Origin of the sequence: Burkholderia sp. BCC1999 (assembly GCF_905339975.1) — a bacterium.
Taxonomy (GTDB): Bacteria; Pseudomonadota; Gammaproteobacteria; order Burkholderiales; family Burkholderiaceae; genus Burkholderia.
This window is the reverse complement of record NZ_CAJPHP010000027.1, coordinates 64,544-81,060: the sequence shown is the minus strand read 5'-3', so window position 1 is coordinate 81,060 and position 16,517 is coordinate 64,544. Positions and strand designations below refer to the sequence as shown.

Sequence of the window (16,517 nt, the reverse complement as noted above, 5' to 3'; positions counted from 1 at the left end):
CATTGCGTTGCGATGCCCGTCGCCACAGTCGGGCCAGGCAGGCTTCACGCGCCGCGCGCCGCCGAGCGCACGCACGTTCTGCCGTGCCTGTCGCAAACCTCAATACCCGATCCACACCGCGAACGTCAGCACGACGCACGACAACGCGAGCAGCGTCAGGAACAGCGGCAGCACGAAGCGGATCCACGCGCCGAAGTCGACGCGAGCCGTTGCGAGATACGCGAGCAGCATCCCGGACGTCGGCGTGACGAGGTTCGTCAGCCCGCCGCCGAGCACGAAAGCGAGCACCGACGTCTGGCCGCTCACGCCGGACAGCTGCGCGATCGGCCCGATGATCGGCATGCTCACCGCGGCCTTGCCCGACACCGACGGAATGAACACGTCGAGCACCATCTGCACGCCCATCAGCCCGTTCGCGACCCACACCGGCGACTGCCCGTCGGCGAGCCGCGTGAAGAAGTTGATCAGCGTGTCGAGCACGAGGCTGTTCTGCAGCAGCAGCTCGACGGAAGCGGCGAGCCCCATCAGCAGCGCGGCGAGCATCATGTTCTTCATCCCGTCGACGAACGCGTCGGCCGCGCTGCGCGAATCGAGCCCGCCGATGATGGCCGTCGCGATGCTCACGGCCGTGTAGAACGCCGCGAGTTCGACGTTGCCCCACTTGAGTTCGCGCGTGCCGTAGATCAGCATCGCGACCGCCGCGGCGAACACGAGCAGCGTGGCCTTGTGACGCAGCGACAGCTTCGCGGCGGTGTGCGCGGCCTGGCCCGCGGCGGTCTGCCCAGCGCGATAGCCGGTGTTGCGCACGTAGCGCAGCAGGTACAGGATTCCGATCGTCAGGAATACGACGAATACGGCCGCGCGCAGCGCGACGCCGCTGAACAGCGGCACGCCGACGAGCGGCTGGGCGACGGCCAGCGCAAGCGGGTTCGTGACCGACGCGATGTAGCCGATTTTCGCGGCGAGCGCGACGAGCGCGACCGCGAACAGGTCGGACAGGCCGAGGCGCCGGGCGATCACGACCACCATCGGAATGATCACGAGATACTCGGAGATGAAGCCGAGCAGCGTGCTGCCGAGCCCGATCAGGATCATCAGCATCGGCGTCAGCAGGTACGCGTTGTTGCCGGTGAGCTGCAGCAGCCGGTCGATGCCCGCATCGACGACACCCGTGCGGCGCATCACGCCGAACATCCCGCCGACGAACATCACCATCACGATCAGCGGCGCGTTTTTCAGCAACCCTTGCGGTACCGCGACGAACGCGGAGACGAGGCTTGCCGGCAGCGCCTGCGCTGACGTGCTGTGGCTGACGGCCGGCGCGACGAGCGTCGTGAGCGCGGTCGCCTTCGGCACCACGTGATAGGTGCCGGGCACGACGAGCCTGCCGTTGCGTGCGAACTGGCCCGAGTCGACGAGCCACGTGAGCGCGATCGCGGCGGCGAGCACCCACAGCATCATCACGACGGGGTGCAGCATCTTGCCGTGCGGATGCGGCGCTTGAGCGGCGGGCGCCGCCGGGGCGTCGGCCGCGCGTGCGGCGGTGTCGGCGCCGGGTGCGCCGGCCGGGTTCGGGGAAGAGGCGGACATCGGATCCTCGTCGAAGAAGGAGCGGGGCCGTCAGGCCGGTTGCAGCGCGGCGCGCGCCGGGACGTAGCCGAGTTCGGCGGAAATCGCGTGGCTGCACGCTTGCAGGCGTTCGAGATAGTCGGGGATGTCGGCGTGGCTCACGCGCACCTCGGGGCCCGTCACGCTGACCGACGCAACCGTCGCGCCCGTCAGGTCGCGCACCGGCACCGCGATGCCGACCGCGCCGGGCGTCACCTCGCCGCTGCTGACCGCGTAGCCCTTGCGCGCGACCGCGTCGAGTTCGCCGGCGAGTTTCGCCGGATCGTCGGCCAGCCCGTTGCGGCGCAGCTGCGCGAGATATTCGTCGCGCACGGCATCCGGCGCGAACGCGAGCAGCACCTTGCCCGATGCGCCGAAATTGATCGGCCGGCGGTTGCCGACCGAGCCGACGGTGCGCACCGCGTGCGTGGTTTCGCAACGCGCGACGCACACCGATTCGAGCCCTTCGCGCACGCGCAGCACGATCGTTTCGTTGATCGCCTGGTTGAGCGCGAGCATGTGCCGGTGCGCGGCGCGCACGAGCGCGTTCTGCTGCGACGCGGCCACGCCGATCACGAACGCCTGCGGGCCGAGCGCATAGGTGGACGTGCGTGCGTCCTGCACGACGAAGCGGTGCAGTTCGAGCGTGCACAGCATCCGGTACGTGCGCGACTTGTTGATGCCGAGTTGCGACGCCAGCTCGGTCACGCCGAGGTTCGGGTGCTCGGCCACGTAGGTCAGCAGCTTCAGCGCGCTGTCGACGGCATCGACGATGTAGGTCGTCATGCGGTATCTCCCTGTGCTGCGATGCGCGCGCGGACGTAATCGGCGAGCGCGTCGAGATACGCGTCTACCGAGCGCTTCAGCGCGGCGAAGCCCGCATGTTTCGCGAATGCGGCCTCGTCCATGTACAGCGCACGGTTGAATTCGATCTGGATGCTGTGGCGCTGCCGCGCCGGGTCGGCGAGCGCGGTCAGCAGGTCGCCACCCTGGTATGGGTCGTTGACCTGCACGCGATAGCCGGCGTCGGCGAACCATTGCGCGGTCCACGCGGTGAAGGCCGGGTCGGCGGTCGTGCCGCGCCGGTCGCTGACGACGACGTCCGGCCGCAGCGCACCCGCATCGACGTTCATCGCGTTGCCGCGCGACTTCATCGAATGGCAGTCGATGTGCCACAGCGCGCCATGCGCGGCATGCAGCGGCTCGGCGATGCCGGCCAGCGCGTGGCGGTACGGCAGGTAGTACGCGTCGATCCGGTGGCGTACTTCCGCGAGCGACAGCTTGCGGTCGTACAGCGGCACGCCGGGCAATGCGTCGCGCCGGATCAGTCCCATGCCGCGCTGCGTGTACGGCTGCGGCGCAAGCGGCGCGGGCCACGGCTCGGCGAGCAGCGTTTCGTCGATGTCGGTTTCCGCGCGGTTCGGATCGATGTAGGCGCGCGGGAACGTCGCGGCGAGCAGCGTGCCGCCGCGCGCGGGGGTGCCGGCCCACAGTTCATCGATGTAGGCGTCCCACGTCGTGCGGATCGCGTCGTCCGGCGCGACGGTCGCGAAGTCGGGCGGATACGTGATGCCGCTGTGCGGCGAATCGACGACGATCGGCAGCGCGGGTGCCGTCGGCTGCGCGATGAAATACGCGGGCGATGCGCCGGCGGTCGCGTTGTTGCAATTAAACGTCACCATGGGGATCAGGTTCTTTACCTAGTTTCTCGAAGCGTCTCGCTCGTTTGTTTTAATCATTAAAACAGCGTATCAATATTTCACAACGGCAGAAAATTGTGGTCAAGGGCTTTTTTCAATGCCGGCATTACGCGTTGAGATAAGCCTGTAAATCCCGTAGATATTGGGCTTGTTTCATTCTTCGAAACGCCTGTCGATCGAAGGCGTTTGAGCTCATCCGGGTGATTTTTGTCATCGCTTGACGCTTAAAATCGCCGAATTCAACAATTAATAAGACGATGTTTTATTCAATAAAACACGTCATGGGCGAAATAAATCGCTCCCCATATTCAGTCGACAAAAAGGGGTCGGAGATGAAGCAGAAAGGGATGGCGGTCGCGCTGGCGGGTATCGCAATGGCGGCAGGCGCGACACATGCGCAGGCGCAATCGAGCGTGACGCTGTACGGTGTGGTCGATTCGGGGATCACGTACACGAACAACCAGAACGGTCACGCCGCGTGGCAGGCGACTGGCGGCAACGAGCAGGGCACGCGCTTCGGACTGCTCGGCAAGGAGGATCTCGGCGGCGGCACGCGCGCGGTGTTCCGGCTCGAGAACGGCTTCAACATCGAGAGCGGCGCCGCGAGCCAGGGCGGCCGGCTGTTCGGGCGCCGCGCGTATGTGGGGCTGGAAAACGACCGCTGGGGCACGCTGACGATGGGCCGCCAGTACAACGCGGCGCAGGAAGTGCTGGAGCCGCTGCAGATCGGTGCGACCACCGCGCTCACGCAGTACGCGCTGCATCCGTTCGACACCGACGACCTGAACAACACGTTCCGCACCAACAACTCGGTGCAGTACCAGACGCCCACGTGGTACGGGCTGCGCGCGGTCGGCCTGTACGGCTTCTCGAATTCGACGTCGTTCGCGGAAAACCGCGTGTGGAGCCTCGGCGCGAGCTACGAGAACGGGCCGCTGCAACTCGGTGCGGCGTACGTGCGCGTCGATCACCCGGCGCTCGACACGACTGGCGCGGCGGCGTCCGACAACTACTACACGTTCATCAAGGGCGTGACGCGTCAGCAGATCTGGGGCGCGGGCGGCGCGTATGCGTGGGGAGCCGCGACGTTCGGCCTGCTGTACACGAGCTCGCTGTTCAACCTGCAGACGGGCGGCGCAATGCGCTTCAACAACTACGAGGGCAGCGTGCGCTACCTGATGACGCCCGCGCTGCAGTTCGCGCTCGGCGAAACCTATACGCAGGTGCTTGCGTCGCAGGGGCCGAAGCCGAGCTCGCATTACCTGCAGACGAGCGTCGGCGCGCAGTATTTCCTGTCGAAGCGCACCGACGTCTACGTGAATGCGTTCTACCAGCGCGCGTCGTCGAACGCGGTGGCCGCGATCGAAGGGATCTCGAACCCGTCGAGCACGCGTACGCAGATCGTCGCGGTGACGGGCATCCGCCACAAGTTCTGACGCGGCGGCAGGCCGCGGGCCGGGCGCGCCGCTTAGAGCCGGATCAGCGCCGCGCCCGCGACCACCAGCGCGCACGCGGCGAGCCGCTGCGCGCCGGGTCGCTCGCGCATCACGAACCAGCCGATCGCGACCGCGAAGATCGAGCTGGTTTCGCGCAGCGCCGACACGGTCGCGACCGGCAGGTGCCGGTACGCGACGATCACGATCCCGTAGGCGGCGAGCGAGATCGTGCCGGCGATCGCACCTTGCGTGAGCGCGGTGCGCGAGCCGAGCACCGCGCGCGGGCCGCCGCGCAGCATACAGACGAGCACGAGCTGCGGCACGCTCCACAGCAGGTACACCCACGCGATGTAGCCGAGTGCGCTGCCGGACATGCGCGAGCCGATCCCGTCGCAGATCGAATAGGCGGCGATGAACACGCCCGTGAGCAGCGCATACGGCACGCCTTCGCCGGAGAACCGGAAGCCGCGCCGCAGCGCGAGCGACATGATCCCGAACGACACGAGCACGATGCCCGCGAAGCCGAACGGTGTCGGCTGTTCGTGGAGGAAGGCGAACGCGAGCACCGACACGAGCAGCGGCGAGATCCCGCGCGCGATCGGATAGATCTGCCCGAACTCGCCGCTGCGGTACGCACGCGCCAGCGTGAAGCAGTACGCGACCTCGAGCGCGGCCGACGCGGCGATGTACGGCCACGCGGCGGGCGCCGGCGCGGGCAGCAGCGCGGCGCCGGCGACGCCGAATACGAGATACGGCAGCGACATCGTGCCGAGCTGCACGAGCCGGTCTTCGCTGACGTGGAGGAAGGCATTCCAGACGGCGTGCAGCAGCGCGGAGCACAGCACGAGGCCGATGAACAGGTGATCCATGAGCGAGGGTGTGGACGGGGGCGGGGAGAAGGCAGCGCCGCCAATTATGTGGGTATCCGGCGCGCTCGCGCGGAATTGTCGATAATAGAACGTTGTTATTCAACGGATGCCGACGATGACCGAAGCCACCCAAGCCCAGCCTGCCGTTCCGCGCCTCACGAGCCTGTCGCACGGGGGCGGCTGCGGCTGCAAGATCGCGCCGGGCGTGCTGTCCGAGCTGCTGAAGCGCGCGACGCCGCCCGCGCTGTTCCCGGACCTGCTGGTCGGCACCGAGACGTCCGACGACGCGGCCGTCTACCGGCTCAACGACGAGCAGGCGATCGTCGCCACCACCGATTTTTTCATGCCGATCGTCGACGATCCGTTCGACTTCGGCCGCATCGCGGCGACCAACGCGCTGTCCGACGTGTATGCGATGGGCGGCAAGCCGATCCTTGCGCTCGCGCTGGTCGGCATGCCGATCAACGTGCTGCCGCACGAGACGATCGCGGCCGTGCTGCGCGGCGGCGAATCGGTGTGCGCGGACGCCGGCATTCCGGTCGCGGGCGGCCATTCGATCGATTCGGTCGAGCCGATCTACGGGCTCGCGGCGATCGGCGTCGTGCATCCGTCGCGTGTGAAGCGCAATGCGGCCGCGCGCGCCGGCGACGTGCTCGTGCTCGGCAAGCCGCTCGGCGTCGGCGTGCTGTCGGCCGCGCTGAAGAAGAACCAGCTCGACGCCGACGGTTACGCGCAGATGGTCGCGACGACCACCAAGCTGAACCGGCCGGGCGCCGAGCTGGCCGCGCTGCCGGGCGTGCATGCGCTGACCGATGTCACGGGCTTCGGGCTGCTCGGCCATACGCTCGAACTGGCGCGCGGTGCGCAGCTGACCGCGCGCGTGCACTATGCGTCGCTGCCGTGGCTCGCCGGCGTCGAGGCATTCGTCACCGACGGCGTGTTCACCGGTGCATCGGGCCGCAACTGGGCCGCATACGGCACCGACGTGCGGCTCGCCGACGGCCTGCCGCCCGTCGCGCAGGCGTTGCTGACCGATCCGCAGACGTCGGGCGGCCTGCTGGTTGCGTGCGCACCCGAGGCCGTCGATGAAGTGCTCGCGTGCTTCCGCGCGGACGGTTTCGACCGCGCGGTCGTGATCGGCGAGATGGTGGACGGCCCCGCACGCGTCGACGTCGCCTGACGCCCACTTCATTCACCGGATCGTTTTGACGTCGCTAGAATCGGTGCCTTCCCTCGAAGGCATCGACGACCGATGAATGACTTTCTGTTCGGGCTGATGATCGCGCTGTCGGTCGGGCCCGTCGCGCTGATGATCGCGAACTACGGCATGCGTGCCGGCACGGCGACCGGCGTTCGCGCGGCAATCGGCGTTGCCGCGGCGGACGGCTGCTATGCAGTCGTCGCGTTCACGATCGGCGCGATGCTCACGAGCACGCTCGCGGCGCATCTGGCGCTGTTCCGTATCGTCGGTGCGCTCGTGTTGCTCGCGATGGGCGCGCGGATGCTGTGGCAGGCGTTGCGGGACCGCCGGCGCACGCTCGACGGCGACGCACCGCCGCCGGGCGCTCGCCCGTTCATGTCGATGTTCCTCGTCACGCTCGCGAACCCGCTGACCATCCTGCTGTTCTATGGCTATGCAACGGCTGCCGCCGGTGCGCACCGCCATTGGCTGATCGGTGCTGCGTGCGTGTTTGCGGGCAGCCTCACGGGGCAGCTCGTGTTTGCGTTCGGCGGCAGCGCGATCGGTCGTTTCGTGAAGTCGCCCGGGTGGCTCGCGGCGAGCCATGTGCTTGCCGCACTCGTCGTGCTCGGTTACGGCGTCGCGGGGCTGGTGCGCGTATAGCATGGCGCGAGGTGGCCGACGTCGCACGTGGCGACCAACCCGATAGTATTCCTGATGTTTGCAATGCAGTGGCGAACGCGCGAATTCCGTCACGCAACGCACGTCCATTCGCACGAAACACCGCTAGCCGTTTCGTAGTCGGGTTCCGCATCGCGTACGCCCGTTCTATACTCCCTCGCGCAGTCTCCGACAGCCGTTCTCACCCAACATCATCGAAACAAGGAACGCCGATGCTGACTCGCTCCATTCTTTCCGCCGCTGCATTTTCGCTCGCCGCCTGTGCGACCGCGCCGTCGATCGCGCAGGACAATCAGGGCAACAACGCGGGCAACAATGCATTCGCCGAGACCGGTGCACAGGGCCGCCCGGTCAAGGTCATGATCATCACGATGTTCGGTCCGGAGGGCCAGGCGTGGCTCGACCGGCTCGGCCCGTGGCGTGACATCGCCGTGCCGGGCCTGTCGCCCGACTACCCGAACGTTCATTGCAACAAGCAGGACGTGTGCGTCGTGACGACCGGCATGGGTTATGCGAACGCGTCGGCGACGATCATGGCGCTCACGTTCTCGCAACGCTTCGATCTGCGCCGCACGTATTTCCTGGTCTCCGGCATCGCGGGCGTCGACCCCGCGCAAGGCACGATCGGGTCCGCCGCATGGTCGAAATACCTCGTCGATTTCAGCTTGCAGTGGGAGCTCGATGCACGCGAGATTCCGGCCGGCTGGAATACGGGCTTTCTCGGCATCAACACGAAGAGCCCGAACGACAAGCCGCCGCTCGACTATCGCACCGAAGTGTTCCAGCTCAACCCGCAGCTGACCGACGCCGCGGTCGCGCTGTCGCGCAATGTCGTGCTCGCCGACAGCGCGCAGGCGCAGGCCGCGCGCGCGAAGTTCACGTATGCGCCGGCGAACCGGCCGCCGACGGTGATCCAGTGCGACACGTCATCGGGCAACACGTGGTTCTCGGGCACGCTGATCGGCGAGCGCGCGCGTCAGTGGACGAAGATTCTGACCGACGGCAAGGGGACGTACTGCATGACCGCGCAGGAAGACAACGCGACGTACGAAGCGCTCAAGCGCGCGGCGAGCGTGAAGCGGGTCGACCTGTCGCGCGTCGCGGTGCTGCGGACGGGTTCCGATTTCGACCGGCCGTATGCGGGCCAGACGAGTGCCGACAATCTGCTGAACTACGCGGATCAGGGCGGCTTCGCCCCGGCGACCGAAAACCTGTACCGCGCGGGCAATCCGCTCGTTCAGGACATTGTGACGCACTGGGGCGAATGGCGCGACGGCGTGCCGCGCCGGTGAGGGCCGGGCGACGGCTCAGCCGGTGGTCAATGCGAGTGCGGGGTCGAACGGAAAGGCGTCCAGACCGGCGTGGTGTCGTCCCAGTGATCGAGCGGCGAAGGAAGTTGGTCGTTCATGATGTTCTCCTGCAACTAACTGACTCAGCGAGTCGTCGATAGGTGTGTCGCGACGCCGCGCACGGGGCAACCCGCTGCGCGGCGTTGCGCGTTTACCGGCCTCCGCCGGCGAGCTGGTTGCTTTCCTGCATCGAGCGATACGGGCCTTGCGCGAGTTCGAGCCCTTGCGGATACGAAGTCGCCTTGCGCAGGTACGCGAGCGTGCCGTCCTTGCGCGCTTGCTCGACTTCCGCGTTTACTTCGGCGCGCGTGCGCGGGCCGTAGTGCTGCGAGTACCACGACGTGTTGCCGTAGTCGCCGGCATGCGGCGTGGCCGAATCGGCGAAGGCCGGTGCGGACATGGCGAGCGTGAGGGCGAGGGCGGAGAGAAGGTTGCGGCGGTTCATGGCGTAACTCCTATATTTCGGAGCTGGCGGCTGAGCGCTTACTCCGGTCCCATCAAGCGGGATCTGTTCGATGCGCAACGAGGTGCGCGACAGGGTTTACTCTAGGTATCTGTTCCGTCGCGATAAATGCGGCAGACGCGAATTGATTTGTCGTCGCAAAGGAACAATCGACATCCGCACGAACGGCAGGGTTATACGGAAATCGCCGGCAGCCCCGTGCAGCGGGGCTCGCGTGGATGCGGCGGCCACGCGCAACGATGCACGCGGGCGATTGCTGCTCGCGACACAAAGGTTTGCTGCGAAATCGGGAAGGATCGGCTGCGCCGCGCGGAATGGCGGCTTGAAGGCGGGCGAGGAGACGGTGAGGCGGCGGGACGACGCGCGAGCCTGGCGGCCCGCGCGCGCAGTTCAGACGATTATGCGACCCACTCGTTGATGACCGGCGTGTCGAGCGCCGGCGCGCGTTCGGCTTCCTCGAACGTACGCTTGCTGCACGTCGCGTCTAGGCTGCCCTTGCCGCTCAGCAGCGGGCAACGGTCGAACACTTCGGCCACCCAGTCGACGAACACGCGCACCTTCGGCGACAGGTGGCGGCTGTGCGGATACACGACCGAGATCGGCATCGGCAGCGGCTTGATGCCGGGCAGCACTTCCTTGAGCCGGCCTTCGCGCAGGTGCGGCAGCACCATGAACAGCGGCGGCTGGATCAGCCCGAAGCCTTCGATCCCGCAGGTCACGTACGCATCCGCATCGTTCACCGACACGATGCTGTCCATTTTCATCTCGACTTCCTTGCCGTCGGTCAGGAACGTCCAGTCGATCGTGCGGCCGGTGCGGCTCGAGAAGTAGTTGACGGCCTTGTGCTGGCTCAGGTCGTCGATCGTCTGCGGTTCGCCGTGGCGCTCGAGGTAGTCGGGCGATGCGACCGTCACGCATTCGAACAGGCCGACGCGGCGCGCGACGAGCGACGAATCCTGCAGCGCGCCGACGCGGATCACGCAGTCGACGCCTTCCTGCAGCAGGTCGACCGGCCGGTCGGACAGGCCGAGCTGCAGGTCGATGTCCGGATAGCGCGTATGAAATTCGCACAGCGACGGAATCACGAGCAGCCGCCCGATCGAACCGGGCATGTCGATACGCAACTTTCCGTGCGGCTTCCGGTTGTTGGCCTGGAAGCTTGCTTCGGTTTCCTCGACGTCCGCGAGGATCCGCACGCATCGTTCGTAGTACGCGGCGCCGTCCGGCGTGAGCGACAGCCGGCGCGTGGTCCGGTGCATCAATCGCACGCCGAGGAAAGCTTCGAGATTCTGGATGATCGTCGTGACGGACGCCCGCGGCAAGCTGAGCGTTTCTGCTGCCTTGGTGAAGCTGCTTGTATCGACGACGCGAGTAAACACCTGCATGGCCTGAAGCCGGTCCATCACAACCTCCGCAATCTAGGGTCTGCTTGTATATGGAACGCGCATGCGTTGCCACGAGAACGGCCGCTCGCGAGGCGCGCGACGACCAACGGAAGTCCCCGTGGGACGCCGCGAATACCGACGTATTCGCAAGGAGTGCAACGCGGCGAGCGGCCGTTCTCGTGGCAACCCCAAATTAAGAAATTCCTGTCACGGGAATGCCCGAAATCGCCCGTATGGCGGCGTCGCTCGTCGCTTGTTTGGCTCGGCCAAACGGCGCTCCTCACTTCTTGCCCTACGAGCGATTTCGGGCATTCGCATGTGCGTTCCATATACAAGCAGACCCTTGTGCCCCCGGAACAAAGAGGCTGCGCCACCTCGTGGGTAAGCGCAGCCTCGGATTGTTCGGGGGCGTTGAATTGTGTTGCCGGATTATAGGCATTTATCCCAATGTCTGCCGGACCCAGAATTCGTTCCATCTCGAAATGGATGCTGCATCGTCATGGACGCTTCTGAATTCAGCAAATTCCTGAAAGCCGCGCTGCCCGCGCAAGCCTTGGCAGGCGCGGCGCTGACGGTCGCCGAAGTGGAAATTCCCGGCTACGCGCAGGACATCGTGCTGCGCCTCTACCGCCGCCCGGACAAGACCGGGTTGCCAGTAGTGCTTTATTTCCACGGCGGCGGCTTTGTCCGCGGTTCGCTCGAAGACGCGGATTTCGCCGCGCGTTTTTTAGCAGAACGCTTACCAGCTCTCGTAGTGTCGGTCGATTATTCGCTCGCGCCGGCCTTTCCTTTTCCGGCCGCGCCGGAGGATGCGTATCGCGCGGCCGTGTGGGCCGCGACGCGTGCCCGCGCATTCGGCGGCAACCCGAAGAAGATCGGGGTCGCGGGCCACGACGCGGGCGGCCAGCTCGCGAACTGCCTGGCATTCATCGCACGTGACCGCGGTGAAGTGTCGATCGCCGCGCAGGCGCTGTTCGGGCCGATGCTCGACCCGAGCATGACGCGCATCGGCGACGCTGAACGTCTCGCATCCGACATCACCGCGCGCGAATGCGCGGCCTGTTATCGCGCGTATCTGCCGCAGGCCGCGCAGCGCATGCACCCGTACGCGGCGCCGCTTGAATCGGTGCGCCTGGCAGGCCTGCCGCCGACGCTCGTCGTCACCGCGCAGAACGACGTGCTGCACGTCGAAGCGGAGAAATATGCGAGCTGCCTGATCTCGTCGGGCGTGCTCACGCAGGTGATCCGCTATCCGGACATCACGCACGCCGCGCTCTCGACGCACGAAGGCGCCTTCGAGGAAGCCGTGCGCTTCTTCCAGTGCCGCTTCCAGGCGCGCCAGCCGAACCGTTCCGAATAACCAAAAAACCAATCCACGTTTACTGGAGATCCACATGGCCATCCTACGCACCTCCCGCTCGCGAATCGCCACGGCGGCGATCGTGACGCTCGCCGTCGTCGGCCTCGGCACGTTCGGCGCGATGCGCGTCAACGCAAACGCGCCCGAGAAATCGGCCGCGCCGCTGCCTGAAGTCGACGTCGCGACCGTCGTGCCGCAGACCGTGACCGACTGGCAAAGTTATTCGGGCCGCCTCGAAGCGGTCGAGAAAGTCGACGTGCGCCCGCAGGTATCGGGCACGATCGTCGCGGTGAATTTCAAGGACGGCGCGCTCGTGAAGAAGGGCGACGTGCTGTTCGTGATCGATCCGCGCCCGTACCAGGCCGAAACCGACCGCGCGGCCGCCCAGCTTGCCGCCGCGCAGGCGCGCAGCGGCTATGCGCAGACGGACTGGCAGCGCGCGCAGCGCCTGATCGGCGACAACGCGATCGCGAAGCGGGACTACGACGAGAAGCAGAACGCGGCGCGTGAGGCGGCGGCGAACCTGAAGGCCGCCGACGCCGCGCTGGAAACGGCGCGCATCAACCTCGGCTATACGCGGATCACCGCGCCCGTGTCGGGCCGCGTGTCGCGCGCGGAAATCACGCTCGGCAACGTCGTGTCGGCCGGCGCGTCGGCCGCGCCGCTCACCACGCTGGTGTCGGTGTCGCCGATCTACGCATCGTTCGACGCGGACGAACAGACCTACCTGCAATACATCAACGGCGCGCGCAGCGGTCGCAAGGTGCCGGTCGAGCTCGGCCTCGCGAACGAAACCGGCTACTCGCGCAGCGGCGAGATCGATTCGGTCGACAACCGGCTCGACACGTCGTCTGGCACGATCCGCGTGCGCGCACGCTTCGACAATGCGGACGGTGCGCTCGTCCCGGGCCTGTACGCACGCGTGAAGGTGGGCGGCAGCGCGCCGCACGAGGCATTGCTCGTCGACGATGCGGCGATCAACACCGACCAGGACAAGAAGTTCGTGTTCGTCGTCGACCAGCAAGGCCGCGTGTCGTACCGCGAAGTGCAGCAGGGGATGCAGCACGGCAACCGGCGCGTGATCGTGAGCGGCCTTGCGGCAGGCGACCGCGTGGTCGTGAACGGTACGCAGCGCGTGCGCCCCGGCGAACAGGTGAAGCCGCACATGGTCCCGATGACGGGCGGCGATGCGCCGTCCGCGCCGCTCGCGAACAACGCGAAGCCGGCCGCACCGGCGAAGGCGGATTCGTAAGCGGCCCGCCGCTTCGCATCCGCGTTCAACCAGACAGAGCCACACATGAACATTTCCAAATTCTTTATCGACCGGCCGATCTTCGCAGGAGTCCTATCGGTGATCATCCTGCTCGGCGGAGTGATCGCGATGTTCCTGTTGCCGATTTCGGAATATCCCGAAGTCGTGCCGCCTTCCGTGATCGTGAAGGCGCAGTACCCGGGCGCGAACCCGAAAGTGATCGCCGAGACGGTCGCGTCGCCGCTTGAAGAGCAGATCAACGGCGTCGAGGACATGCTCTACATGCAGTCGCAGGCGAACAGCGACGGCAACATGACGATCACCGTCACGTTCAAGCTCGGCACCGATCCGGACAAGGCCACGCAGCTCGTGCAGAACCGCGTGAACCAGGCGCTGCCGCGCTTGCCGGAAGACGTGCAGCGGCTCGGCATCACGACGGTGAAGAGCTCGCCGACGCTGACGATGGTGGTCCACCTGATCTCGCCGGACAACCGCTATGACATGACCTACCTGCGCAACTACGCGCTGATCAACGTGAAGGATCGCCTGTCGCGGATCCAGGGCGTCGGCCAGGTGCAGCTGTGGGGTTCGGGCGACTACGCGATGCGCGTGTGGCTCGACCCGCAGAAGGTCGCGCAGCGCGGGCTGTCGGCCGAGGACGTCGTGCAGTCGATCCGCGAGCAGAACGTACAGGTCGCGGCCGGCGTGATCGGCGCATCGCCGTCGCTGCCCGGCACGCCGCTGCAGCTGTCGGTGAACGCGCGCGGCCGTCTGCAGACGGAAGACGAATTCGGCGACATCGTCGTGAAGACGACGCCGGACGGCGGCGTCACGCGCCTGCGCGACATCGCGCGGATCGAGCTCGATGCATCCGAATACGGGCTGCGCTCGCTGCTCGACAACAAGCCGGCCGTCGCGATGGCGATCAACCAGTCGCCGGGCGCGAACTCGCTGCAGATCTCGGACGAAGTGCGCAAGACGATGGCCGAGCTGAAGCAGGACATGCCGGCGGGCGTCGACTACAAGATCGTCTATGACCCGACGCAGTTCGTGCGCTCGTCGATCAAGGCCGTCGTGCACACGCTGCTCGAAGCGATCGCGCTGGTCGTGATCGTCGTGATCGTGTTCCTGCAGACCTGGCGCGCGTCGCTGATTCCGCTGATCGCGGTGCCGGTATCGATCATCGGTACCTTCTCGCTGCTGCTGGCGTTCGGGTATTCGATCAATGCGTTGTCATTGTTCGGGATGGTGCTCGCGATCGGGATCGTGGTCGACGATGCGATCGTCGTCGTCGAGAACGTCGAGCGGAACATCGAGAGCGGGATGAACGCGCGGCAGGCGACCTACAAGGCGATGCAGGAAGTGAGCGGGCCGATCATCGCGATCGCGCTGACGCTCGTCGCCGTGTTCGTGCCGCTGGCATTCATGTCGGGCCTGACCGGCCAGTTCTACAAGCAGTTCGCGATGACCATCGCGATCTCGACGGTGATCTCGGCGTTCAACTCGCTGACGCTGTCGCCGGCACTGTCCGCGATCCTGCTGAAGGGGCATGGCGAGAAGGAAGACTGGCTCACGCGCGTGATGAACCGCGTGCTCGGCGGGTTCTTCCGCGGCTTCAACAAGGTGTTCCATCGCGGCGCGGAGAACTACGGCCGCGGCGTGCGCGGCGTGCTGTCGCGCAAGACGGCGATGCTCGCCGTGTACCTCGTGCTGGTGGGCGCGACCGTGCTCGTGTCGAAGGTCGTGCCGGGCGGCTTCGTGCCCGCGCAGGACAAGGAATACCTGATCGCGTTCGCGCAGTTGCCGAACGGCGCGTCGCTCGACCGTACCGAGAAGGTGATCCGCGACATGGGCTCGATCGCGCTGAAGCAGCCGGGCGTCGAGAGCGCGGTGGCGTTCCCGGGGCTGTCGGTGAACGGCTTCACCAACAGCTCGAGCGCGGGCATCGTGTTCGTCACGCTGAAGCCGTTCTCGGAACGGCATGGCAAGGCGTTGTCGGCGGGCGCGATCGCGGGTGCGCTGAACCAGCAGTACGGCGCGATCAAGGACTCGTTCGTCGCGGTGTTCCCGCCGCCGCCGGTGCTGGGCCTCGGTACGCTCGGCGGGTTCAAGATGCAGATCGAGGATCGCGGCGCGGTCGGCTATGCGCGGCTCGCGGATGCGACCAACGACTTCATCAAGCGTGCGCAGCAGGCGCCTGAACTCGGCCCGCTGTTCACGAGCTACCAGATCAACGTGCCGCAGCTCAACGTCGATCTCGATCGCGTGAAGGCGAAGCAGCTCGGCGTGCCGGTGACCGACGTGTTCAACACGATGCAGGTGTATCTCGGCTCGCTGTACGTGAACGACTTCAACCGCTTCGGGCGTGTGTACCAGGTGCGCGTGCAGGCCGATGCGCCGTTCCGTCAGCGCGCGGACGACATCCTGCAGCTGAAGACGCGCAACGACAAGGGCGAGATGGTGCCGCTGTCGTCGCTCGTCACGGTGACGCCGACGTTCGGCCCGGAAATGGTCGTGCGCTACAACGGCTACACGGCGGCCGACATCAACGGCGGCCCGGCACCGGGCTTCTCGTCGGGTCAGGCGCAGGCCGCGGTCGAGCGCATCGCGCATGAAACGCTGCCGCGCGGCGTGCGGTTCGAGTGGACCGACCTCACGTACCAGCAGATTCTTGCAGGCGATTCGGCGATGTATGTGTTCCCGATCAGCGTGCTGCTCGTGTTCCTCGTGCTCGCGGCGCTGTATGAAAGCCTGACGCTGCCGCTCGCGGTGATCCTGATCGTGCCGATGAGCATTCTGTCGGCGCTGACGGGCGTGTGGCTCACGCAGGGCGACAACAACATCTTCACGCAGATCGGCTTGATGGTGCTGGTGGGGCTGTCGGCGAAGAACGCGATCCTGATCGTCGAGTTCGCACGCGAGCTCGAACACGACGGCAGGACGCCGTTCGAGGCCGCGATCGAGGCGAGCCGGCTGCGGCTGCGCCCGATCCTGATGACGTCGATCGCCTTCATCATGGGTGTCGTGCCGCTCGTCACGTCGACGGGGGCCGGTTCGGAAATGCGCCATGCGATGGGTGTCGCGGTGTTCTTCGGGATGCTCGGCGTGACGCTGTTCGGGCTGATGCTGACGCCGGTGTTCTACGTCGTGCTGCGCACGCTGGCAGGCGGCAAGATCCACGTCGCCGGCAAGGATTCGGCGGGTTATGGCGTGCCGGCTCCCGATGCTTGAGGA

13 protein-coding genes are annotated in these 16,517 nt (G+C 66.5%); 7 read left to right on the top strand and 6 right to left on the bottom strand.

Annotation, left to right across the window (positions count from 1 at the left end; all coding sequences use genetic code 11):
* Window positions 1-99 precede the first annotated feature (99 nt).
* From U5809_RS30095 to U5809_RS30085, 3 genes are read right to left on the bottom strand one after another with little or no spacing between them, the layout of a single operon-like run.
* Window positions 100-1,590 carry a YfcC family protein gene (locus tag U5809_RS30095; RefSeq protein WP_322089169.1) on the bottom strand — a complete coding sequence of 497 codons (1,491 nt, stop codon included), beginning with the start codon at window positions 1,588-1,590 and terminating at the stop codon, window positions 100-102.
* A 30-nt stretch (window positions 1,591-1,620) separates the two neighbouring features.
* Window positions 1,621-2,394 carry an IclR family transcriptional regulator gene (locus U5809_RS30090; protein ID WP_282508428.1) on the bottom strand — a complete coding sequence of 258 codons (774 nt, stop codon included), beginning with the start codon at window positions 2,392-2,394 and terminating at the stop codon, window positions 1,621-1,623.
* Window positions 2,391-3,290 carry an N-formylglutamate amidohydrolase gene (locus tag U5809_RS30085; protein WP_322089168.1) on the bottom strand — a complete coding sequence of 300 codons (900 nt, stop codon included), beginning with the start codon at window positions 3,288-3,290 and terminating at the stop codon, window positions 2,391-2,393. The genes U5809_RS30090 and U5809_RS30085 overlap by 4 nt, the downstream gene beginning before the upstream one ends.
* A 350-nt stretch (window positions 3,291-3,640) precedes the next feature.
* Here U5809_RS30085 and U5809_RS30080 point away from each other — a divergent pair, with 350 nt between their 5' ends.
* Complete coding sequence (locus U5809_RS30080) at window positions 3,641-4,744, top strand: porin (protein ID WP_322089167.1); 1,104 nt, start codon at window positions 3,641-3,643, stop codon at window positions 4,742-4,744.
* A 32-nt stretch (window positions 4,745-4,776) separates the two neighbouring features.
* Here the strand turns inward: U5809_RS30080 and U5809_RS30075 are convergent, their stop codons facing one another.
* Window positions 4,777-5,613, bottom strand: a complete 837-nt coding sequence (locus tag U5809_RS30075; protein ID WP_322089166.1) for a DMT family transporter — start codon at window positions 5,611-5,613, stop codon at window positions 4,777-4,779.
* Between the two features lie 115 nt (window positions 5,614-5,728).
* On the opposite strand from U5809_RS30075, the gene selD reads away from it, so the two are divergent.
* From selD to U5809_RS30060, 3 genes are all read left to right on the top strand, one after another.
* A complete protein-coding gene (gene selD, locus U5809_RS30070; protein ID WP_322089165.1) occupies window positions 5,729-6,793 on the top strand; it encodes a selenide, water dikinase SelD in 1,065 nt (354 codons plus the stop codon).
* A 72-nt stretch (window positions 6,794-6,865) separates the two neighbouring features.
* Window positions 6,866-7,456 carry a LysE family translocator gene (locus tag U5809_RS30065; RefSeq protein ID WP_322089164.1) on the top strand — a complete coding sequence of 197 codons (591 nt, stop codon included), beginning with the start codon at window positions 6,866-6,868 and terminating at the stop codon, window positions 7,454-7,456.
* 230 nt (window positions 7,457-7,686) lie between these two features.
* Window positions 7,687-8,766 (top strand): purine nucleoside permease, encoded by a 1,080-nt coding sequence (locus U5809_RS30060; RefSeq protein WP_322089163.1) that lies wholly within the window; start codon window positions 7,687-7,689, stop codon window positions 8,764-8,766.
* 208 nt (window positions 8,767-8,974) lie between these two features.
* Here the strand turns inward: U5809_RS30060 and U5809_RS30055 are convergent, their stop codons facing one another.
* Window positions 8,975-9,268, bottom strand: a complete 294-nt coding sequence (locus U5809_RS30055; protein WP_322089162.1) for a DUF4148 domain-containing protein — start codon at window positions 9,266-9,268, stop codon at window positions 8,975-8,977.
* A gap of 416 nt (window positions 9,269-9,684) precedes the next feature.
* Window positions 9,685-10,689, bottom strand: coding sequence for a putative multidrug efflux transcriptional regulator CeoR (gene ceoR, locus U5809_RS30050; protein WP_322089161.1), 1,005 nt, complete (start codon window positions 10,687-10,689; stop codon window positions 9,685-9,687).
* Window positions 10,690-11,170: 481 nt separating this feature from the next.
* Between ceoR and U5809_RS30045 the strand changes: the two genes are divergently transcribed.
* The 3 genes from U5809_RS30045 to ceoB are packed head-to-tail and all read left to right on the top strand — an operon-like array spanning window position 11,171 to window position 16,514.
* Complete coding sequence (locus U5809_RS30045; protein WP_322089160.1) at window positions 11,171-12,031, top strand: alpha/beta hydrolase; 861 nt, start codon at window positions 11,171-11,173, stop codon at window positions 12,029-12,031.
* 34 nt (window positions 12,032-12,065) lie between these two features.
* Window positions 12,066-13,283: a multidrug efflux RND transporter periplasmic adaptor subunit CeoA gene (gene ceoA / locus U5809_RS30040; RefSeq protein ID WP_322089159.1), complete on the top strand. Its 1,218-nt coding sequence runs from the start codon at window positions 12,066-12,068 to the stop codon at window positions 13,281-13,283.
* 45 nt (window positions 13,284-13,328) lie between these two features.
* On the top strand, window positions 13,329-16,514 hold the full coding sequence (gene ceoB, locus U5809_RS30035; RefSeq protein WP_322089158.1) for a multidrug efflux RND transporter permease subunit CeoB: 3,186 nt from the start codon (window positions 13,329-13,331) through the stop codon (window positions 16,512-16,514).
* The last annotated feature ends 3 nt before the right edge of the window (window positions 16,515-16,517 follow it).